Genomic DNA, 20,856 nt, shown 5'->3' on the forward strand with positions numbered 1-20,856 from the left:
AGTTTTAACTTAGATATGAAGATAAAAAACTTGTTTTTTTAGTGGGTGTATTAATATAATAAATTTTATATAAAATTTAAAAGATATTATTATTCATGACTAAACCAGAATTAAAAGTTAAGCCTATTGAAAATGGTACAGTGATTGACCATATTCCTGCAAACAAATCCCTTCAGGTATTGAAGATATTAGGTCTTCCAGAAGAGGGAATCAATGTAACCCTTGCTATGAATGTTCATTCAAAATTAGGTTTTAAGGATATTTTAAAATTTGAAAACAGGGAAGTGGATCATGAGGAAATCGATAAGATTTCTTTAATTGCTCCTGATGCCACTATCAATATTATTAGGGATTTTGAAATAGTTTCAAAAAAGAAAGTTCAATTGGTAGAGGAATTAAAGGGTGTTGTAAAATGCACTAATCCTAAATGCATTTCCAATACTGATGAACCTATTGAAAGCAAGTTTTATCTTGTTGAACATGACCCAATCACTCTCAGATGTCATTACTGTGAAAGGTTAGTTCAAGCTGATGAGGTATCTAAGCAATTCTAATGGCTTTATTTTTAATTAATTAAATTCAATACTTTTCAATTTTTTTATTCAATTTTTAGGTGTGAACTTATGTGGGAAATGCTTTGGCCATTTTTAGTTGTAGTGATTTCAAGTACCTTTTATAACATCTGCGCTAAGTCTACACCTTCAAATGTCAATGCCTTTGGTGCATTGATGATTACTTATTTTACTGCAACTTTGCTAACTGGAATTATTTTCTTAGCTATTGTAAAGCCTGAAAATGCAGTTGCTGAACTTTCAAAAATAAATTGGACTTCATTTCTTTTTGCAGTAGCTATTGTTGGCTTGGAAGTAGGTTATATCTTTATGTATCGTGCTGGTTGGAATGTCAGTTCAGGTCCATTAATTGCTAATATATGTATAGCTATTTCATTAATATTCGTTGGAGCAATATTATTTAGCGAGAATATCTCTATAAAACAAGTTTTAGGGATTTTTGTTTGTATTATTGGTTTAGTTTTAATTAATATTGGTTAAACATAACTTTTTTTTTAAATTATTAATTTTAATTATTTTTATTTAATTTTTTAGCTATTTTTTTAAAATGAGACTATTTTTTAATTTTTTACAAAGTTATTTTTTCAAATGAGAATATTATAATTTTTAAAAAAAAGAGGCTGTAAAATTTTATAGGCTTATTTAAATTTTATTAGATTTTTTTAAAATTAAAAATCAAGATTATTATTTTAAGATAAACTTTTTTACAAACTCAAAAAAAAAAAGAAAAATTAAAGAACTTAAAAAACCTCTTCAATTAAATGATTAGCAAGTCTTTCTGCTAATGCTAAAATTAATAATATTGGTGGTTTTCCAGGGGATACTGGTATGACACTTGCATCTCCTACATAGAGTCCATCAATCTGAGTCTTTAAGTTTTTATCAACTACTTCTCCAATTGCTGCTGTTCCTCCTGGATGAGCACCTCTAAATACTGTTGAAGTCATGGTTGTTGCATCGACTCCTGCCTTTTCAAGTATTGATCCTGCAGCAGCTGCTCCTTGAGCTAGTCTTCTGATATCATCAATGGTGTTAAATTTCTTAACATTTCCATCAATGTCAACAGAACCTACCATATCATCCTGAACTTTAACCATTATGCTTAAGATATCCTTATCTTCAACATCTGGATTGGATTCCTTAATGTATTTAGCAATAAATGATGAAAAGTGAGGTGCTAAAATATATTCTTTGCCAACAGCAAGTCCATTCATTTGAACTTCAGTATTGTAGTTAATGTCTTTCAAATAGCCTCCTACAGATACGAATGGGTCAAAGAATAATTTATTTCCTGCATCAGTTCCAGTTTTTTGTAAGATGACTGCTGAATCAATTGCTCCTGCTGCTAAGATTACTAAATCTGTTTTTATGGTTTTGGTTTCTCCATCCTGTACATATTCTACAGCTGAAACTTTTTTATCTTCAGTCAATATTTTTTGGACTTCAGCATTTTCTATTAACTCTGCACCATTTTCAATTGCAATATCTATAAAGTCTTTTCCACTCCATTTTGCATTACGAGGACAACCGAATGAACATTTACCACATGGCTTGCAGTCTTCATCTCTAATGAATTTAGGCATTCTGATTACATCAAATCCACATTCACGTGCTGCATCCAAGAATTTTTGTGTTCCTTCGCCAATATGTTCATCATCCATTTGGTGAATTCCAGTCAATTCTTCTATTGTTTCATATTCTTTGCTAAGGTCGATTCCAAGTTCTTCTCTAAATTCATCTTCAAGAACCCTTACTCCATTACCTGCAGCAACTATTGTGGATCCTCCAACACATGTGGTTTTCAATAAGTCTAAACTGTTTTCGTTTTCAAATCTTTTATCATAGTATTTCATGTCATATGTGCCATATGCATCTTTACTATGCATATACGGACCTCTTTCTATTATGGTAACTGGTATATTAGCTTTTGCAAGTTTCATAGCTATTATTGCTCCTCCAGCACCGGTTCCGATAACTATAACCATTTTTTATCTCCATTTTTTTATTCAAATTTTTTAAAAAGATAATAATTAATTATGTTTTTGCTAATTAATTACTTTTCTTATAATAATATAGATTTTTATTATATAAATACTTAACAATTGTTATATTTTTATTTAGTTCTATATAATTTCCATTTAATCATTTATAAAAAAAATAAAAATAGTAAAGAATAGGTAACTTAAAAGTTACTTATTCTAGTCTTAAGAAATTTCAATTAATATTAAAAGTTACTTATTCTAGTCTTAAGAAATTTCAATTAATTTTAAAAGTTTCTTTTTCTAGTCTTAAGAAACAAAAATTTCAATAAATTTAGCATAAGCTGGTCTTGTGATGAATACACCAATTAATACCCCTATGATTGTGGTAAATGCGAAACCTGCGATTGTACCAATACCACTACTTCCTCTTACAAATCCAACATAAGCGAGAGGTAACATAGCAGCGATTAAAGTACCTGCAGATGCGAAGATAATGAACAATGCATTTTTAACATTCATTTGGGTTCTGGTTCTTCTATGTCTTGTGGTTTCATCATCGTGGTGCAATACCTCATCCGTAATAATGATCTGGTCGTCTACCCCAGTACCTACAGATGCAATTAAACCAGCAATTGCTGCAAGGTCAATATTCCAATGGATAATTGAAGCAACACCTAAAATAATGATTATCTCAGAAATTGTTGTAATCAAAATTGGAATTGCCAAGAATGCTCTTCTGTATCTGATGTATACAACTAAGGAAATACCTAATATTGCAAGCAATCCAGCAATCAATGCACCTGTTGAGAATTGTTGACCTAATTCTGGGGAAACAGTGTTTGAACCAATGGTGTGGATTTTTACAGGTAATGAACCGGTTTTCAATACAGTGAAAACAGTATTGGATTCAGATTTTGCAGTTTCCACATCATCTGCACCACCAGTAACTTCAACTTCAGTTACAGGTTCTCCACTTGCAAGTTCATCAGACAATGCTGGAGGGTGGTCATCAATCTGCTTTCCGTCAAGGTACATGATTACTTCATGTCCACCTTTTCCTTTAGCTAAGTCTGCGAATTTTTTAGCACCTTCAGTTGTTAATGTAAATGGCACATGCCATTCTCCAGAATCTCCTACGATTGGAGATTGAACAGTAGCTACATCACTACCTACAAGAACGGTTTTGTTATCTATCTTAGCTTCAAAAATACCTGGATTTCCAATCAGCCGTTCTACTTCTTCGGGGCTCTTTCCAGCCATCTCCACAATAACCATTTGGTCTCCACTTGATCTGACTTTTACGTCACTTACACCATATAAGTTAAGCCTTTTATCTAAAACAGATGTTACGACTTTCATTGTAGTGTCGTTAACTGGATGTTCCAATTGCAATTGAATTGAAGATCCACCCTTTAAGTCAAGACCTTGTTCTACACCAAGTACGCTAATGCTTAAAATACTTATTATAAGGAATACCAAGAGGATAATTACTTGTCTATCTCTGAAAAATTTAGATAAATCGCTTGCCATAATTACTCGCCTCCTTTTCCTTTTTGCTTTTTAGCTTGACGTTTGTTACCTTTTTTAGTGGTTTTTTGTTTTTTAGGCTTTTTAGCAGAAGGTTCTTCTTTTTCTAGATTGTCTATTTTTTCTAGTTCTTCTTCGATTTTAGACATTATTTCATCGTCTTCAACTTCAATTTTCTTCTTTAATTTGTCTGCAAATCCGAATTTGGATTTTTTCTCTGAAGTCTCTTCTTTTGAAGGTTCAGATTTTTTATCAGCTTTTGTTGAAGTTGCTGATGTAGTTGATGGGCTTATATTGTATTTTTCTTGCTTTTTAGATTGTCTCCAATCGATATAAGTTTTAAGAATTCCTAAGTTCATCAACCAAGTTGAAAGAATGTCCCCAATTAAACCGATTACTAGAACTGCAGAAATATTACTTAATGTAGTTGCTTCAGGCATGATGATTATAGTTACTAAATATAATATTCCCATTGCAGCTATTGCAGCAAAGGACATGGTTAAACCAGTATACATAGCATTTTTAGCCCTTTGTTCTACAGTTCCTTCCCTTCTTTTCAAAAGTCTAGTGGTAAGCAGAATATCTGTGTCCACACTGTACCCAATAAGCATTAATAATGCACCTACAGATGCTATTGACAGCGGAATCTTCAATAGTGACATTCCACCAAGTGCAATGAGTATATCACACAATGCTGCCAATATGATTGCAATAGATGGGACAGGTTCTCTAAATACAATAAATACTGTTACTGCCATAAACAGGAATGCAAAAATCATAGCCACATAGATTTGGCCCATTGCTTCTTCACTTAAGACAGGACCGATTTCATTATAACTGATTACCTTGGCCTTTCCACTTATGGCATTCGTAAATGTACTTGAATTAACATTATTTTCTAGTTCCACAGTAACCTTTTTGTTTCCATTATTTGTCACTTTTATGTTGTTTGTGTTTAATTTGGAGTCAAGGGTTTGCTCTAATTCAGTAGGAGTTACAGATCCTAAGAGCTGTAGTTCTGCTTGAGAACCTCCTTTTAGGTCAACACCTTGTTCTAGTCCATTAAACGCAACAAGACATAATGATAAAAGTGCAAGAATAATTGGAATTGCAATTAAGATTTTGTGGTTTTCCATCATCTTCTCTAACATTTTTCTTTTGCACCTATAAACAATTGTTTTAATTCAGTAGTAATTATTATATAAATTTAATTATTATATAAAAAATATACATTAATAAATATCTTATTTATGTATTAAATAGTTTCCTTTAATTTCATGAAAAATTAGTTTATTTTTTGAAGATGGTACTGTTTTTTAAAAAATTAGTTTATTAAAATTAGAAAAGATAAATTTGATAAAATTTATTTTAAAATTATATGCAATACCTTATTTTAATTTGTAAAAATTTGTTTATTAAATTTAGAAAAGATAAATTTGATAAATTTTATTTTAAAATTATATTTAATATCTTATTTTAATTTGTAAAAATTTGTTTATTAAATTTAGAAAAGATAAATTTGATAAAATTTATTTTAAAAAAAGAAAAAAGAATAGATTTAGTATAATTCTAAATCTAATGATTTGAATAGTCTTTCAGTATCTTTTTGTAGTTTAGCATCATTCTTGTCTTTGGTTTTAACATTGAATTGTTGAACTACTCTTGCCCCTCTTGCTCTTACTTTCATTTCCATTTTTTCTAAAGCTGATTCTCCATCAGAATTGGTTGATGTAGTGAATAGGACAATATCCTTTCCACGTAAGTCTACGCTGTCGATTAAGGTAATGATTGCAGGAGTAGGATTATTTATCCAAGTAGGTGTACCGATATAAACTGTATCATATTCTTCAAGGTCAAGAGTAGGAGGATAAATTTCTGTTTTGCTTTCTCTAAACGCATCAATGCTGGAACCAAATAAGTTTCTGAATCCGCCACGTTTTTTCATATCTCTAATTTGACAGATATCACATCTTAAATTAAGTGCTAAAGTTTCCGCTACTACTTTAGTCTTTCCTCCATCTGAATAGTATAAAATTATTCTTTCCATCATATCGCCTTGAATTATTTTATTAAAAAGTATCTATTTAAAATTTTCTATAGTATACCTATTTAAGCACACATAATTTTTATAATGAATATTATGGGTGCATTCCAAAGAAGTCTAAACCTGCCTTTTCATCAAATCCACACATGATGTTCATATTGTGAACCGCTTGACCAGATGCTCCTTTAACTAAATTGTCAATAGCTGAAATAATAACCAATCTTCCGGTTTCATCTATTTCAAAGCATCCGATTTGAGCATAATTGGATCCTCTTACACTGCTTAAGCGAGGATTTTCTCCATCTTCCAATATTTGGATGAATGGCTCTCCTTTATAGGTTTCCTTATATATGTTCAATACATCTTCGCTTGTAATGTCTGCATCATCAACTAAGAAGCAATGGTTAGTGGTTAGGATTCCTCTAATCACTGGTACTAAATGAGGGGTGAAGGAAACTTTGACATCTGAAAATGCACCAAGTTCCTGTTGAATCTCAGGCATATGTCTATGTTGGGTTACCTTATAAGGATTGACATTGTCCCCAATGTTTGGATAATGGGTTGATACAGTTGGATTAACTCCAGCACCGCTTACTCCAGTTTTTGAATCAAAAATCATTCTATCTGCAAGTTTTGCTTTTGATAATGGATATCCTGAAAGGATAGCTCCAGTTACAAAGCATCCTGGGTTTGCAAGCAAGTTTGTCTTTTTGATTTCCTCTCTGTGAATTTCTGGAAGTCCAAAGACTCCTTTTAAATCTGAAGTGTGTTCTAATCCATACCATTTTTCATATACTTCAATATCATTGAATCTGTAATCTCCACTTAAGTCAATTACCTTTGCTCCAGTTTCAATCAAGTCTGGAACTATTTTCATTGAAGCTCCATGTGGAGTTGCTGTAAATATGATGTCTGCATCCAATTCACTTGGATTTTTGTTTCTAAATACCAAATCGATTCCTCTTATATGTGGGTGAATCTTATGAACAGGAGTTCCTTCAAATTGTCTTGATGTTATCTCTGCTATTTCAACTTCTGGGTGAGCAGAGAGAAGTCTGATTAATTCTCCACCAGTATATCCACTTCCACCTACAATTGCTACATTTACCATTTTAACACCTTTTTATCTCGTTTATTTAATAATTATTATATTTTTTTTTTTTTTTTTTTTTTTAATTGATTTATTATCTTAAATAATCATTCCGCATTGATTAGATTTGTGCAATTTATTTTTTTTTAAATTTTTAATTTTATTCGTCATTGATTACATTTGTGCAATCCAAGTTTTTCTCTTCCAATTCAGAGTGCTTGATTCTATTGATTATCTTACAGGTACTGTCGAGTTCTCCTCTTCTGTAATCTTTAACTCTTTTAGCTACAGCTTTGATTCCTCTTTTATCTAACTGTTCCTGAAGCTTTGCAATATCATGATTTTGATCTGAACCGATAGCTATGATGTCAGGCTGTATTTCCTCTACAATCTTAAACATATCTCCATCATAACCAATATAAGCTTCATCAACGGGCTTTAGATATTTAATCATTTCTAATCTTTGATTTTCATCAATAACAGGGATTCTCTTTTTCTTTTTAACAGTTGAATCTCTTGCTATTACAACTACAAGGACGGCATCTTCTCCACCTAATTCCTTTGCCTTTTCAAGATACAATCCGTGTCCTGGATGCAATAGATCGAATGCTCCTGTTGCCATTACTTTCATATTTCAATTCTCCATTCTATAATAAAATATATGATTATAATTTTTTTATTTTTTATAAATAATCAGGTTTTTCTAATGTTTCTTTAGACTTATTTAGTTATTTAATCTTTTTTTAATGTGTCTTTAGACTTATTTAGTTATTTAATCTTTTTTTAATGTGTCTTTAGACTTATTTAGTTATTTAATCTTTTTTTAATGTGTCTTTAGTTTTATTTAGTTAATCTGATTTTTTTAATGTGTCTTTAGTTTTATTTAGTTAATCGGATCTTTCTAAATTTTTAAGATTTATTTAATGTCTTGGTATTTCAATGCATCTTCAAGATTTATTTTGTCTTTGTATAATGCTGACCCGATTACAACTCCCTTTGCACCTGTTGTTTGCAATTGCTTTAAGTCATCTAAGCTTGTTACTCCTCCAGAGTATACAACTGGAATGTCTACAGAGTTTACAAGGTCAATTACAGGGTCTACATAGAACCCTCCAAGCAATCCTTCCACATCAACATTTGTAAACAATATGCTTCCTGCACCAAGATCTTGGAATTCTTTGCTTATTTCAGTTGCAGACTTGTCTATCTTTTCCTGCCAACCCTTTATGACAACCTTATTGTCTTTGCTGTCAAGGGAAATCATTACTCTTTCACTGCCATATTCCTCAGAGAGTTTGCTTATTGTCTCAGGGTTCTTGATTCCCATGGTACCAATAATCAATCTATCAATATCAAGGTTTAGGAGTTCCTCTGCATATTCAATGCTTCTTATGCCTCCGCCAAGCTGAATGGGAACGCTTACTTCATCAAGTACCTTTTTAATGGTTTCAATGTTTGTTGTGCTTTCAAGTGCACCATCAAGGTCGATAACATGAACAACTTCTGCACCTAAATCTTCCCATTTTTTAGCTACTTTTTCAGGATTTTCAATAATCACCTGTTCAGTTCCAGGTTCTCCTTGCACTAACTGTACGCATTTTCCGTTTTTAATGTCTACAGCAGGCATAATTAACATTTTATTATCTTGAAATGACATTTTGATTCCTTTTTAAATCTTTTTTTACTCAATTGATGAAATTTTATATTGAAAAATTTCTTAAACAAATATAATATTATAATATATATTTTTTTATAGTATTAATTATTTCTTATTTCAATTGATTTTTTTAGCTTAATTATTTCCAATTTTCTTTAAATTTTTTTTGAATTTATTTCAATTTTTTCTCAAATTTTTTCTGATTTTAATGGATTTCACCGAAATATTTATATATGATGTAAACTAATTATTACATATGTAAAGTATTTTTTACAAAAGTAACTAATTTTTTACAAAAGTAAAAAATTCATTACATGCTTTCTTTCCTCCATAGATAATTATGTTCGTATAATTTTCAAGAAATTTAGAAAGAGTGCATTGGTTTGAATTTCACTGAAAAGGGGGTATTCCTTTAAAACGTATTTTAATAAACTGAAAGGGATCTCCTTCTCTTTAATCATATTTATAATACTAAGAAAGATGTTTCTCTAAAATTATCCCTGTTAAAATCTAAAAAAACTTATCTCACAAATTCATTCTCAACATTTTTCACAACATCTTTTTTAGTATTTATTTTTTTTTTTTTTTTTTTTTTAACTAATTCCCATATTTTTTAAATCTTTGAATGGGATGTTTTGTGGTATTTTTTTGTTTTTGTACTTTTTCAGGTCTTTGTTATGTGGGGTTTAGGGGAATTTATTTTATTTTTATTTTCAAATTTTGAAAAAATAATAAATTTTAAATATTATTTATTACTTAATAAAAAAATGTAGTACTAATTCATAAAAAAGTATTACTAACATTAACTTTTTATAAAAAAATGTAATAACTTTTCTGGTATGATAATATGAATGTCAATATTAAAGAGTTAGGTAATGATTCAAATGAAATAGAAAATGTTCAAAAATTCTTATTCAAAATGATTAAAAAAGAATTTGGCTATGATTATGTTCCTGAGTGGCATCAAGATATAGTCAATATGGACGAATATTACATTAATCCAAAAAGAAATGCCTTTTTTGTTGCATATTCTGAAGATGGAGAAATCATAGGAACAATAGGCATAAGGGCTTACGATAAAAACTTTGGTCAATTCAAAGGTTTATATTCAAATGAAACCACCTCAAGCATTTGGAGATTATTTGTAGATGAAAGATACAGACGCTGTGGTTTGGCATCTAAAATATATGCCATAGCTGAAAATTTTGCAAAGGAAAATGGATTTGAAAATATTTATTTGCATACTCATAGAACTTTGGATGGTGCCCTTAAGTATTGGACAAAAATGGGTTTTCTTATCCGATTGGATGAACAGGATGAACTTGAAACTGTTCATATGGATAAGCATATTAAAAAATTAGAAATTTCACCACAAGCAAGCATTTTAACTTATGCAATTAAGTTATAAAAATTAAAAATAAAAAAAAAAAAAAAAAGTGAATCATAATCAATTATGGGAACTTTTTTTTTTTATAAATTTCTGTGTATATGGGCATGCATAAATGCATTTTCCACATACAGTATCTGGTTTTCCCAAGTTTTCTTCAGAAACTATCAATGCATACCTTTCACACTTTTTATCATCATAAAAATCGTTTCTTTTCAGCTTATAACTCCAGTTGATTCCACTTATTGCACCACCTGGGCAAGCATCTCTGCAAATCATGCATTTTCCACATTTTGACTTAAGAACCGGTTCCCCAAAATCCAAAGGTGCATTTGTTAAAACTGATGATAGCCTTAATGCTGATCCATGCTTTAATGTTGTAAAGAGGGCTGACTTTCCAATCCAGCCAAGTCCTGCACGAGTGGCTATTGTCTTATGAGGCAATTCAAATGAGTTGAATTCGCCAAAATCAGTTCCCAATCTCTTTTTAGTCTGAGCATAAGCTTTGTATCCATTATCTATTAGATATTCCTCACAAAGCATTCCAAGAGCATCCAATCTAGTATTCAAATCTATCAATTCATAAAGATATTCCTTAGTTGGAGCATTTCCCATATTTCTAATAATTTCCTTAGGGTAAGTGATGTAAAAGACAACACCTGAATTCAATCCTTTCTTTGTTGTAAAATTAGTTATATCTGCAAAGCCTACTTCTGTTGCACCATTTCTTTGCAGATGTTTTTTCAATTCAATAGATAATGGCATGGTCGAATATTTGCATTTAATGATATTTAAACCTATTTTAAGTATTATTTTTAGTCATGCCTTAACATTGAAAAAAATCATATTTTTTTTTAAAAAATTTATTAAATGTTTGAAAAAAATTAATTTTAATTTATTATTCCTATTTTTATCTAGATTTTTTTATATAATGTTATAGTTTATCAAGTATGCTTGAAAAGTAATAAATATCTTTTTATATTTATTATTTCATAATTTTATACAGTATTAAAATAATTGAAGAAAGTATTACTAATCTGTCATTTTTTTGCAATAAAGTAATACTTTTTTTATTTAAAGAGGTAATTCTCATTATTTTAATAGTAATTATTTAAGGTGAAAAATTATGGATAAAAAATTAATTATAGGTGCGGTAGCTGCTATTGTCATTATAGCTATTGCTGCTTTTGCTCTTTCAGGAGGAAGCCATGATGACGATCCTACACATTTGACTGTAGCTGCTCACAGTAACATTAAAGAGCCGGAATCAGGTTTCAACCCACTTACTGGTTGGGGTTGCGGACACCAAAACTATAACCCATTGGTACAAAGCTGTTTATTCAAAACAGATAAAAAGGGAGACATAGTTCCTGATCTTGCAACCGACTATAAGATTAGTGGTGATGGTTTAACTTGGACTGTAAATGTTAGGGATGATGTAAAATTCTCAGACAACTCTACTTTTGATGCAAAGGATGTAGCATTTACATTTAATACTGCAAAAGAGACTGAGACTGATTTGGATTTAACTAACCTTAAGAAAGCCACTGCTAAAAATGCTACTTGTGTTGAATTTACTTTGGAAGAACCAAGATCTACCTTTATTTATGACTTAAGGTATGTAGGTATTGTACCTGAAGAGTATGACAATGCTACTTATGGAGAACATCCAATAGGTACTGGACCATATGTATTAGACCACTGGGATAAAGGTCAACAAGCAATTTTCAAAGTTAATGATAATTTCTATGGTGACAAACCTTACTTCACACAAATTACCCTGTTATTCCCTGAAGAAGCTACATGGTTAGAACTTGCAAAATCTGGTGATGTGGATGTAGTTCCTGTAGCAACTTCCGCTTTAAACCAAACTGTAGACGGATATCAATTCTATGAAGTATCTGCAGGTAGAGCACAAGGTGTATCCTTCCCTTATCTTGAAGATAATGGTCAAACCACTGAAAGCGGCTGGAAAATAGGTAATAATGTAACTGCAGATAAAGCAATCAGACAAGCATTGAATGTCGGTGTAAACCGTCAAAAAATGTGTGATGAAGTATTTGCAGGTCATGCTAAACCTGAATTTACCAGTGTAGATACTAGGGAATACGCAAATGAAGCAGCTAAAGGTACAGATAGTGATGTTGCTAAAGCTAAACAAATCCTTAAAGAAGGTGGATGGGAAGACACCGATGGTGATGGTATCGTTGAAAAAGATGGTGTAAAAGCATCCTTTGACTTATACTACCCTCCAGATTACCTTGACAGACAATCCTTAGCAACTGTATTTGCAGAACAAGCTAAAGAAATAGGCATTGATGTAAAACTCCAAGGTGCTGATTGGGATACCATTTATGCAAACATGTACTCTTCAGCTGCATTGATGCAACAAACTTCCCCTGACCCATATAAATCCATCTATCAGCAATACCACAGTAAGGCTCCAGATGAATTCTATATGAACCCTGGTTTATACAACAATACCTCTTCTGATGCATTAATGGAACAAGCTATGCATGCAAATGACTTCAAAGCCACTGATTCCTTATGGTCTCAATCTGCACTTGTCGGTGATGGCGGTTGGGGTCCTGCTGGTGACGCTCCATTTGCATGGTTAGTCAACTATGACTACAACTATTTCATAAAGAATGATGTCGATATTGGTGATCAGCCAGACGGTTTAGGAAATGATGTTTTAATTAATATCTGTGATTGGAAACGTACCAATTCCACAGCTTAATTTTTCATTTCCTTTTTTATTTTTTTATTAATTTATTCTTTTAACTTTTAATTGGGAATAGAAAAAATTTTATTAATTTTATTTGGAAATGATTTTCTTTTCAAATAAGGTTTATTTATTTTAGAAGGGAGTTTTCTTCTTATAATAAGGTTCTTTTATTTTAGAAGGGAGTTTTCTTCTTATAATAAGGTTCTTTTATTTTAGAAGTGATTTTCTTCTTATATTAAAGTTCTTTTATTTTAGAAGGGAGTTTTCTTCTTATATTAAAGTTCTTTTATTTTAGAAGTGATTTTCTTCTTTAATAAGGTTCTTTTATTTTAGAAGTGATTTTCTTCTTATAATAAGGTTCTTTTATTTTAGAAGTGTTTTCTTCTTTAATAAATTCCTTCTTTTAAAATTTAAAGGAATATTTTAGAATTTAAAAAATATGGGGGTTTATTTTCAATGAATAAACAAAAGGTAGCAAAATATTTTGGTTGGAAATTGGTACGTTTTATCGTATTGATGATTGCAGTTGCAATTTTTAGTTTTGTATTATTAGATTTATCCCCTATTGACCCAGTTAATGCTTATTTACATGGTGCTGCAGTATCAGAAGCTCAAAGACAAATTTTACAACAGTATTTCGGTACAAATGTTCCATTGCCTGAAAAGATTTTCCATTGGCTTATGGATTTGATTCAAGGAAATTTGGGAACTTCCTTAATATATCGTAGACCTGTTATGGATGTAATAATCGATAAATTTACCGCTTCTCTTGCTTTAATGGCAATATCATGGATATTAAGTGGTGTCATTGGCTTTGCTTTAGGAGTGGTTTCAGGTAAAAACAAAGGGTCTTGGATTGATAAGGCTGTAAAGGTTTACTGTTATGCAATTCAATCTGCACCATCCTTTTGGGTAGGTATGCTTGTATTGATGGTATTTTCAGTTTATCTTGGATTGTTCCCTATTGGATTCGGTGTTCCTATTGGAGTTAGAAGTACTGATGCAACATTTTTAGAGTGGGCTACTAGGCTTGTCCTTCCTACATTAACATTAATCCTTGTTGGTCTTGCGCCAATTGCTATGTACACACGTAATGAGTTGATTCAAGTTTTATCCTCTGATTATGTATTGTTTGCAAAATCAAGAGGTGAGAAAGGTTGGAATTTAGTGAAAGATCATGGTTTAAGAAATATATTGCTTCCTGCAATTACATTGCAATTCCTCTCCTTCAGTGAATTGTTCGGTGGAGCAGTAATGATAGAGCAGGTTTTCTCATATCCTGGAATTGGACAGACTGCAGTTGCTGCAGGTCTTCAGAATGATGTTCCACTGTTTTTAGGAATTGTAGTCATCAGTGCAATATTTGTATTTGTAGGTAACTTGCTTGCGGATATTTCCTATTACTTTATAGATCCAAGAATTAAGGAGAATGAGTTCAATGATTAAGAAAAAAGATAATGATAAAGAGCAATGGTTCATATACCATGCAAATCTCAGAACAAAAACTCTTGTAATTATTGGACTCTCCATATTGATTATCCTAAGCATTTTCATATGTGGTTATTTCATTAGAGATATTCCAACTAACTTTGCAAATGCTAGTCAAATGCCATCATTGGAACATCTTTTCGGAACTGATTGGATGGGAAGAGATATGTTCCAAAGAACAATTGCTGGACTTGGATTAAGTATAATGGTAGGTTTCATTGCATCTGTTGTCAGTACAATAATTTCCATTATTTTAGGATTATTCTCAAGCTTCAACAAGTTTACTGATGAATGTGTTGCAGGAATAATAGACCTGTTCGGATCAATTCCACACATCCTTTTAATCATTCTTGTTTCAATAATGTTTGGAGGAGGAGTATTAGGTGTAATCATGGGTGTCGGTTTGACACATTGGACACCTCTTGCAAGGGTTTTAAGATCTGAAGTTAAGGAAATTATGACAAAAGAGTACATATCTTTGGCAGAAAATCTTGGAAGAAGTAAAGTTTGGATAGCAATCAAACACATTTTCCCATTGATCATTTCTCAAATTATTGTGGGAGTCATCTTAATGTTCCCTCATGCTATTATGCACGAAGCGGCAATAACATTTTTAGGATTCGGTTTGCCTCCTCATGAACCTGCAATTGGGGTAATATTAGCTGAATCAATGCACTACTTATCCTCTGGATATTGGTGGTTGGCATTCTATCCAGGTCTATCCTTGCTATTAGTTGTATTGCTATTTGACTTGATTGGAGAAAATGTTGAAAAATTACTCAATCCTGAAACTGCACAAGAATAAGAGAAATTTTTATAATTTCTCTTTTTTTTTAATTTTAGGAGGATTATATGGATATAGAGATTAAAGAGATTCAAAATGATGCAGATGAAATAGAAAGGGTTAAAAAATTTTTATATGAGCAAATTAGAATAGTGTATGATATTGGTCCCACTCCTAAATTTCACTATGATATTGAAGGACTGGATGAATATTATGTTTTGCCTAAGAGAAGTTGCTTTTTTGCAGCCTATGATGGGGATAAGATAGTTGCAACGGCAGGAATTAGGGCATATGATATGGATTTTGAATTCTTTAGAGGAGAGTATACTGAAGACAACACTGCAAGCATTTGGAGATTAATGGTTGATGAAAATTATAGGAGAAAGGGTATTGCACGAATTCTTGTAAAACATACCGAAGAGTTCGCTAAAAAAGTAGGTTATAAACAAATTTATCTGCATACTCATAGGTATCTTGAGTCTGGATTGCCCTTTTGGAAGTCCCAAGGATTTGTTATAACTGTAGAAGAAGATGACTATGATGAAACAAGTCATATGATAAAGATTATTTAATTATAGGTTGTTAAATTTGAAATTAAAACAATTTAGGTGGTTTAATGGACAAATTATTAGATGTTGAAAATGTTTCAATTTCATTTACACAATATACGAAGGGATTAAATCAAAGAGATTTGAAAGTCATAACTGATTTGACTTTAGATATAGCTGAAGGTGAAATTTTAGCGGTATTAGGTTCAAGTGGGTCTGGAAAAAGTTTGCTTGCCCATGCAATATTTGGAATTTTACCTGAAAATGCAAATCTTAATGGAAAAATCAAATTCAAAGGCAAGGAATTGTCTCAAGAGGATAAAGAGGAGATTAGAGGAAAAGGCATCGTTCTTGTGCCTCAGTCCGTTAACTTCTTGGATCCTTTAATGAAAATATCAGACATTGCAATTGGACATTGCGATAGCGAGGAAGAGAAAAAGGCAAAGAAAATCAAGCAAAGGAAAATCTTTGAACATTATAATTTAGGTCCGGAAGTGGATGACATGTATCCTTTCCAATTGTCTGGAGGGATGGCAAGAAGAGTGCTTGTTTCAACTGCACTCCTTGCAGATCCTGACCTTGTTGTAGCAGATGAACCTACTCCTGGACTTGATGAAAAGACTGTTGAAGAGACATTAAATCACTTTAAGCATATGAAAGAAGATGGAATTGGTGTTCTTTTAATTACACATGATATTCATGCTGCATTGGAAGTGGCAGATAGGATTGAAATATTCTATTCAGGATATGTAATTGAAATTGCACGCCAAGAAGATTTCGCAGGTAATGGAGAAAACCTGTTGCATCCATATACAAAGTCATTATACAAGGCATTGCCTGCTAATGGATTTGAAGTGGTGAAAGGGTATCAGCCATTGCATGGTGAAATAATTAATGGCTGTCCATTTTATGATAGATGTGAAATGAAATTTGATAGATGTAAGGAAGAAAGACCTGAATTGATTGATGTTGGCAATAATAAAAAGGTCAGATGTTTCAAATATGAAGAAGGTGCATAAAATGGAGCTTATAGCGAAAAACATTTCCTTTAAATATCCATCAGCTAAAAAATACTTATTGCAGGATGTTAATCTGGAATTGGACAATAAGAAAATCATGGGATTGATTGGAGATAGTGGAAGTGGAAAATCTACATTATGCAAAATCTTATCAGGATATGTTACCAAATATCAAGGTGAAGTAATATTTGATGGCAAGCCATTTCCAAAAAAAGGATTCAGGCCAGTTCAACTAATTTATCAACATCCTGAAAAGGTAATGAATCCTAAATGGAGAATGAAACAGGTATTGGAAGAGTCATGGGATGTTCAGGATGGGGATTTGGCTCAATTTGGTATTCAAAAATCATGGCTAACCAGATTCCCACAGGAATTGTCTGGAGGAGAACTGCAAAGGTTTTCCGTATTGAGATCAATGAATCCGAATACAAAATTCCTGATTGCTGATGAAATGACTACAATGCTTGATGCAATTACCCAAGCACAAATCTTGGATACTGTTTTAAAAATAGTTAAAGATAGAAAAATGGGATTCTTATTGGTCAGTCACGATATGGATTTAGTTGATACAATCTGTGATGATAAGATATACTTAAAGGATATCAATGCTGCTATGAAGTAGTTAATTTAAAGCTCATCAATGCTGCTGGGAAGTAGTTAATTTAAGGCTTATCGATGCTCTGTGAAGTAGAGTAATTTATAGGATATCAATGTGCTATGAAGTAGCATATTTTAAATTTATTTTTTATTTTTATATTTTATTTTTTTAAACCACCTATTTTTTTATTTTTATTATAATCGAACAATCTTTTTTTATAGTTTTTATTTTCTTTTTTATGGGATTTGTTCTAAATTTTTAAATAAAAAAGTAATGATTTTAAGCAGTTTTTTTTTTTAAAATTTTTTAATATAAAAGTAGTGATTTTAAGCAGTTTTTTTTTTAAATTTTTAATAAAAAATAGTAAAAATTTAATTTCATGTAATTTCATGTAATTAAAAGAATCAATTAAAATCGGTTTTTAGTAATTTTCTATGAAATTCTTTAGCAATCTGGCAAATATGGAAATATCTGATGGCGGTTGTTCGATTTCCTCTTTTTTAAACCATTTTGCTTTGGTGATTTCGTTTTCATCCACCTTGATTTCACCAGACTTGTATTTGCAGATGCAGCCTATCATCAATGAGTTTGGAAATGGCCAAGTTTGGCTTCAGAAGTATTCAATATCCTCTACTTCAATTCCTACTTCTTCCATAACCTCTCTTTTGACTGCCTCTTCTATAGATTCTCCCGCTTCCAAGAATCCTGCAATCAAGGCGTATCTTGGATATTCATGATATGAATGCCTTGCCATCAAAATCTTTTTGGTTGGGTTTCCATTTTCATCAAGGTCATCTTCATCTTCCTTGATGATAGTTGTGATTATTGCAGGGCAAATCCTTGTAAAGCTTGTAAATCCACATTCAGGACATACTTTAGCCATTTCTATATCGGAGGTAACAGTTTTTGCACCGCATCTTCCACAATATTGGTGGTTGTTTTCCCAATCTATAATTTGAATGGCCCTTCCTCCAAGGTAATATGTTTCTTCGTTAATGTCATAGACTTCATAGAGATTAATGAATTCCATATTGATCTCTTCATTTTCCTCTTTAAATTCTTCAACATTAAATTCTTCAGAGAGTTCCACTGCATAAGCATCCTTTAGATAGAAGTCTCCAAAGTAAATACAGTTATTAACATCCTCTTCATTGAGGTTAAGCTCATTTAATTCCTTTAATAATGGAAGCTGATGGTCAATCAATAAAAGATTTCTTTCATGGAATATAAAATAAAATTTTTCATCAGTTCCTTTAGCTTTAAGATTTATTTTATAATTATCATAAAGGCTTATGGATTCATTTGTATCGTGTTGTGTTTTCATAATTAATAATATGTTATTTTAGTTTATATTTTTAATTATTAATCATTGATTTTTTTAATTTTATAATTCATATTCCTATTTTTTTATATTGTTTCTTTGATTTTTTTAATTTAATAGTTCATTATTCCTATTTTTTTATATTGTTTCTTTGATTTTTTTTAATTTTATAGCTAAATATTTATATTTTTAATAAAAAAATTAATATTAAAAATCATTTTAAAAAATTATTATCAAATCAAAATTTTAAAAATCATATTAAAAAATTATTATCAAATCAAAATTATTATTTTTGTGATTCTTATGAAACGAACTGCTTTAAAGATTGCTTACATTGGAACTCATTTTCACGGATTTCAAAGACAGCCTGATGTAAGAACCGTTGAAGAGGAACTGATCTATCACCTTAGAAAGTTAGGCTACATAGATGATTTAAAGGCTTCAAGGTTTAGAATTGCTGGAAGAACCGATGCAGGAGTTCATAGTCTTGGAAATGTAATAAGTTTCCAAAGCGAAAAGGAAGTTCGCATCAATCAGATAAACAACAGCTTGCCTGATGATATTCAAATAATCGCTTGGGCGCCAGTAAGATTTGGATTCAAGCCAAGATATGCTCAGATGAGATGGTATCGATATATACTGTTTGAAGAGGATTTGGATATGGATCTCTTGAGGCAAACTGCTGAAGTCTTTAAGGGAACCCATAACTTCACAAATTTCACAAAAAGAAAACAAAAGACAACTGAAAGAACAATTGAAGATATTGTCATATCCAAGCCAATTATTGATGAGAAAGAAAAGAATAAGAACAATGATTTTGCTCATTTGAATAAAACTTACAATCCTATTTTTGTAGATATCTGTGGAGAAAGCTTCTTATGGAATATGGTCCGTAAGATGATGCGTGTTTTTCTGGATGTAAATTACGGCAAGATGACTCTTGAGGATGTGGAAAGATTGCTTGACCCAAAAGAGGATGAGCCAAGAGCATACATTAAGGTTGTAGAGCCTGAAAACCTTATACTTATGGATATTAAATATGATGGAATTAGGTTCAGATATGATGATTATGCCTGTGAAAGATTTAGAAGATATTTAGTTGACAATCTTTATGATTTGCAGAAGACCTATTCTGTTACAGAGTCTATGCTAAATTGTTTAGATGATTTAAAATAAGCTATTTTTATCTTCCAACTTTTTCTTATAAACATTTATCTAAAACTCTTTTTTCTATTTTATTCTCAATAGGTTATTATCTATAATTCTTTTTTTTATTTTTTTCAATAGGTTATTTATCCATAATTCTTTTTTTTATTTTATTTTCAATAGATTATTTATCTAAAATTCTTTTTTTCTAATCAAGATAATCGTGATTTTCCCTCATCTCATCCATTATGATTTTCATGGATTTCTTTTCAGACTCATTTCCCACTTTATGGCAAACCCTATTCAGCTCTTTCATGTGGATCCAAATCATATCTTGCTTGTCCTTGTATTTATGGTCGAATCTGCAATAATAAACAAGACTTTCTATAATTGCATTCATAGCTCTGTTTAGAGGAATGATTTCATTATATTCACTTATATAAATGTCTTCCACTTCACAGGTCACTATGTGTCCAATTCCCTCGTTATAATCATTTTCTCTCTTTTTTTCTCTTATCTGAATGACATGTGCCTTAAAGAATTCTATGGTATTTTTTATCATAGGGAAGCTATTGAATTCCTCAAAATATTCTTCGTCAAGCTCTCCAATAGTGGAATAAGTAAAAATAAGCGGGTCTTTTATGATGTTTACAATCAGTTCTCCATTTTCCAAAATATTCAAGTGAGTATGTACGCAGTTATCTAAATGAATTACTATCTGGTTTGAATCCTTGCAAATAACTCCGATAGGTGCTGCATTTTTTACAGATTCATCGCTTTGTGTTGTGACAATGGTTTCATACAACTGTCCTTTAAACATATTTAATGATTCTAAATTGTCTGCCTTTTTATAATAGGTATTGTTAATTTTTAACTTAGCTGTCATGATATCTAATAATTATTTTTAATATCTGAATTATTATACTTTCTTATTTTAATTTATCCAATTTATAATGTGTTCATAT

Annotated in this window: 21 protein-coding genes; 10 read left to right on the plus strand and 11 right to left on the minus strand. The window is 31.1% G+C overall.

Going from position 1 to position 20,856, the window contains the following annotated elements; all coding sequences use genetic code 11:
• Nucleotides 1–95: 95 nt before the first annotated feature.
• Nucleotides 96–554, plus strand: a complete 459-nt coding sequence (gene pyrI, locus QZV12_RS07250; RefSeq protein WP_295619465.1) for an aspartate carbamoyltransferase regulatory subunit — start codon at nt 96–98, stop codon at nt 552–554.
• Between the two features lie 69 nt (nt 555–623).
• Nucleotides 624–1,052 (plus strand): EamA family transporter, encoded by a 429-nt coding sequence (locus tag QZV12_RS07255; protein WP_295619468.1) that lies wholly within the window; start codon nt 624–626, stop codon nt 1,050–1,052.
• A 260-nt stretch (nt 1,053–1,312) separates the two neighbouring features.
• Here QZV12_RS07255 and QZV12_RS07260 read toward each other — a convergent pair whose 3' ends face one another.
• The 7 genes from QZV12_RS07260 to hisA form a co-directional block, all read right to left on the minus strand.
• Nucleotides 1,313–2,557, minus strand: coding sequence for a GMC family oxidoreductase N-terminal domain-containing protein (locus tag QZV12_RS07260; RefSeq protein ID WP_295619471.1), 1,245 nt, complete (start codon nt 2,555–2,557; stop codon nt 1,313–1,315).
• 303 nt (nt 2,558–2,860) lie between these two features.
• The gene (locus tag QZV12_RS07265) at nt 2,861–4,084 is read right to left on the minus strand and encodes a preprotein translocase subunit SecD (protein ID WP_295619474.1); all 1,224 of its coding nucleotides are present in this window, start codon (nt 4,082–4,084) and stop codon (nt 2,861–2,863) included.
• A 2-nt stretch (nt 4,085–4,086) separates the two neighbouring features.
• Complete coding sequence (locus QZV12_RS07270; RefSeq protein ID WP_366925547.1) at nt 4,087–5,232, minus strand: protein translocase subunit SecF; 1,146 nt, start codon at nt 5,230–5,232, stop codon at nt 4,087–4,089.
• Between the two features lie 407 nt (nt 5,233–5,639).
• On the minus strand, nt 5,640–6,128 hold the full coding sequence (locus QZV12_RS07275) for a flavodoxin (RefSeq protein WP_295619477.1): 489 nt from the start codon (nt 6,126–6,128) through the stop codon (nt 5,640–5,642).
• Between the two features lie 91 nt (nt 6,129–6,219).
• Nucleotides 6,220–7,236 (minus strand): N-acetyl-gamma-glutamyl-phosphate reductase, encoded by a 1,017-nt coding sequence (gene argC / locus QZV12_RS07280; protein WP_295619480.1) that lies wholly within the window; start codon nt 7,234–7,236, stop codon nt 6,220–6,222.
• 139 nt (nt 7,237–7,375) lie between these two features.
• Nucleotides 7,376–7,846, minus strand: coding sequence for an FAD synthase (locus tag QZV12_RS07285; protein WP_295619483.1), 471 nt, complete (start codon nt 7,844–7,846; stop codon nt 7,376–7,378).
• A gap of 285 nt (nt 7,847–8,131) precedes the next feature.
• Nucleotides 8,132–8,872 (minus strand): 1-(5-phosphoribosyl)-5-[(5-phosphoribosylamino)methylideneamino]imidazole-4-carboxamide isomerase, encoded by a 741-nt coding sequence (gene hisA, locus QZV12_RS07290; RefSeq protein ID WP_295619486.1) that lies wholly within the window; start codon nt 8,870–8,872, stop codon nt 8,132–8,134.
• Nucleotides 8,873–9,719: 847 nt separating this feature from the next.
• Between hisA and QZV12_RS07295 the strand changes: the two genes are divergently transcribed.
• Nucleotides 9,720–10,280 (plus strand): GNAT family N-acetyltransferase, encoded by a 561-nt coding sequence (locus tag QZV12_RS07295; protein WP_295619490.1) that lies wholly within the window; start codon nt 9,720–9,722, stop codon nt 10,278–10,280.
• Nucleotides 10,281–10,319: 39 nt separating this feature from the next.
• Here the strand turns inward: QZV12_RS07295 and QZV12_RS07300 are convergent, their stop codons facing one another.
• Entirely contained in the window at nt 10,320–11,024 is a 705-nt protein-coding gene (locus QZV12_RS07300) for a 4Fe-4S double cluster binding domain-containing protein (RefSeq protein WP_295619493.1), read from the minus strand.
• 361 nt (nt 11,025–11,385) lie between these two features.
• On the opposite strand from QZV12_RS07300, the gene QZV12_RS07305 reads away from it, so the two are divergent.
• From QZV12_RS07305 to QZV12_RS07330, 6 genes are all read left to right on the plus strand, one after another.
• Nucleotides 11,386–12,999 carry an ABC transporter substrate-binding protein gene (locus QZV12_RS07305; RefSeq protein ID WP_295619496.1) on the plus strand — a complete coding sequence of 538 codons (1,614 nt, stop codon included), beginning with the start codon at nt 11,386–11,388 and terminating at the stop codon, nt 12,997–12,999.
• A 444-nt stretch (nt 13,000–13,443) separates the two neighbouring features.
• Nucleotides 13,444–14,433 (plus strand): ABC transporter permease, encoded by a 990-nt coding sequence (locus QZV12_RS07310; protein WP_295619500.1) that lies wholly within the window; start codon nt 13,444–13,446, stop codon nt 14,431–14,433.
• Nucleotides 14,426–15,280, plus strand: a complete 855-nt coding sequence (locus QZV12_RS07315; protein WP_295619504.1) for an ABC transporter permease — start codon at nt 14,426–14,428, stop codon at nt 15,278–15,280. The genes QZV12_RS07310 and QZV12_RS07315 overlap by 8 nt, the downstream gene beginning before the upstream one ends.
• Before the next feature lie 47 nt (nt 15,281–15,327).
• On the plus strand, nt 15,328–15,831 hold the full coding sequence (locus QZV12_RS07320) for a GNAT family N-acetyltransferase (protein WP_295619507.1): 504 nt from the start codon (nt 15,328–15,330) through the stop codon (nt 15,829–15,831).
• Between the two features lie 44 nt (nt 15,832–15,875).
• Nucleotides 15,876–16,826 (plus strand): ABC transporter ATP-binding protein, encoded by a 951-nt coding sequence (locus QZV12_RS07325; protein ID WP_295619510.1) that lies wholly within the window; start codon nt 15,876–15,878, stop codon nt 16,824–16,826.
• A gap of 1 nt (nt 16,827) precedes the next feature.
• Nucleotides 16,828–17,448, plus strand: a complete 621-nt coding sequence (locus tag QZV12_RS07330) for an ABC transporter ATP-binding protein (RefSeq protein WP_295619513.1) — start codon at nt 16,828–16,830, stop codon at nt 17,446–17,448.
• Between the two features lie 397 nt (nt 17,449–17,845).
• Here QZV12_RS07330 and QZV12_RS07335 read toward each other — a convergent pair whose 3' ends face one another.
• Both QZV12_RS07335 and QZV12_RS07340 read right to left on the minus strand, forming a co-directional pair.
• Nucleotides 17,846–18,004, minus strand: coding sequence for a hypothetical protein (locus QZV12_RS07335; protein WP_295619516.1), 159 nt, complete (start codon nt 18,002–18,004; stop codon nt 17,846–17,848).
• Between the two features lie 30 nt (nt 18,005–18,034).
• Entirely contained in the window at nt 18,035–18,748 is a 714-nt protein-coding gene (locus tag QZV12_RS07340; RefSeq protein ID WP_295619519.1) for an NAD(+) diphosphatase, read from the minus strand.
• A 300-nt stretch (nt 18,749–19,048) separates the two neighbouring features.
• Between QZV12_RS07340 and truA the strand changes: the two genes are divergently transcribed.
• Nucleotides 19,049–19,921 carry a tRNA pseudouridine(38-40) synthase TruA gene (gene truA / locus QZV12_RS07345; RefSeq protein WP_295619521.1) on the plus strand — a complete coding sequence of 291 codons (873 nt, stop codon included), beginning with the start codon at nt 19,049–19,051 and terminating at the stop codon, nt 19,919–19,921.
• 178 nt (nt 19,922–20,099) lie between these two features.
• Here the strand turns inward: truA and QZV12_RS07350 are convergent, their stop codons facing one another.
• Entirely contained in the window at nt 20,100–20,777 is a 678-nt protein-coding gene (locus QZV12_RS07350; RefSeq protein ID WP_295619524.1) for a DUF447 domain-containing protein, read from the minus strand.
• Between the last annotated feature and the right edge of the window lie 79 nt (nt 20,778–20,856).

It is taken from the genome of uncultured Methanobrevibacter sp., from assembly GCF_902769175.1.
GTDB lineage: Archaea > Methanobacteriota > Methanobacteria > Methanobacteriales > Methanobacteriaceae > Methanobrevibacter.

Coding starts and splice junctions, on each gene's coding strand:
- pyrI (WP_295619465.1), top strand. CDS start 96: ATGACTAAACCAGAATTAAAAGTTAAGCCTATTGAAAATGGTACAGTG.
- QZV12_RS07255 (WP_295619468.1), top strand. CDS start 624: ATGTGGGAAATGCTTTGGCCATTTTTAGTTGTAGTGATTTCAAGTACC.
- QZV12_RS07260 (WP_295619471.1), bottom strand. CDS start 2,557: ATGGTTATAGTTATCGGAACCGGTGCTGGAGGAGCAATAATAGCTATG.
- QZV12_RS07265 (WP_295619474.1), bottom strand. CDS start 4,084: ATGGCAAGCGATTTATCTAAATTTTTCAGAGATAGACAAGTAATTATC.
- QZV12_RS07270 (WP_366925547.1), bottom strand. CDS start 5,232: ATGTTAGAGAAGATGATGGAAAACCACAAAATCTTAATTGCAATTCCA.
- QZV12_RS07275 (WP_295619477.1), bottom strand. CDS start 6,128: ATGGAAAGAATAATTTTATACTATTCAGATGGAGGAAAGACTAAAGTA.
- argC (WP_295619480.1), bottom strand. CDS start 7,236: ATGGTAAATGTAGCAATTGTAGGTGGAAGTGGATATACTGGTGGAGAA.
- QZV12_RS07285 (WP_295619483.1), bottom strand. CDS start 7,846: ATGAAAGTAATGGCAACAGGAGCATTCGATCTATTGCATCCAGGACAC.
- hisA (WP_295619486.1), bottom strand. CDS start 8,872: ATGTCATTTCAAGATAATAAAATGTTAATTATGCCTGCTGTAGACATT.
- QZV12_RS07295 (WP_295619490.1), top strand. CDS start 9,720: ATGAATGTCAATATTAAAGAGTTAGGTAATGATTCAAATGAAATAGAA.
- QZV12_RS07300 (WP_295619493.1), bottom strand. CDS start 11,024: ATGCCATTATCTATTGAATTGAAAAAACATCTGCAAAGAAATGGTGCA.
- QZV12_RS07305 (WP_295619496.1), top strand. CDS start 11,386: ATGGATAAAAAATTAATTATAGGTGCGGTAGCTGCTATTGTCATTATA.
- QZV12_RS07310 (WP_295619500.1), top strand. CDS start 13,444: ATGAATAAACAAAAGGTAGCAAAATATTTTGGTTGGAAATTGGTACGT.
- QZV12_RS07315 (WP_295619504.1), top strand. CDS start 14,426: ATGATTAAGAAAAAAGATAATGATAAAGAGCAATGGTTCATATACCAT.
- QZV12_RS07320 (WP_295619507.1), top strand. CDS start 15,328: ATGGATATAGAGATTAAAGAGATTCAAAATGATGCAGATGAAATAGAA.
- QZV12_RS07325 (WP_295619510.1), top strand. CDS start 15,876: ATGGACAAATTATTAGATGTTGAAAATGTTTCAATTTCATTTACACAA.
- QZV12_RS07330 (WP_295619513.1), top strand. CDS start 16,828: ATGGAGCTTATAGCGAAAAACATTTCCTTTAAATATCCATCAGCTAAA.
- QZV12_RS07335 (WP_295619516.1), bottom strand. CDS start 18,004: ATGATAGGCTGCATCTGCAAATACAAGTCTGGTGAAATCAAGGTGGAT.
- QZV12_RS07340 (WP_295619519.1), bottom strand. CDS start 18,748: ATGAAAACACAACACGATACAAATGAATCCATAAGCCTTTATGATAAT.
- truA (WP_295619521.1), top strand. CDS start 19,049: ATGAAACGAACTGCTTTAAAGATTGCTTACATTGGAACTCATTTTCAC.
- QZV12_RS07350 (WP_295619524.1), bottom strand. CDS start 20,777: ATGACAGCTAAGTTAAAAATTAACAATACCTATTATAAAAAGGCAGAC.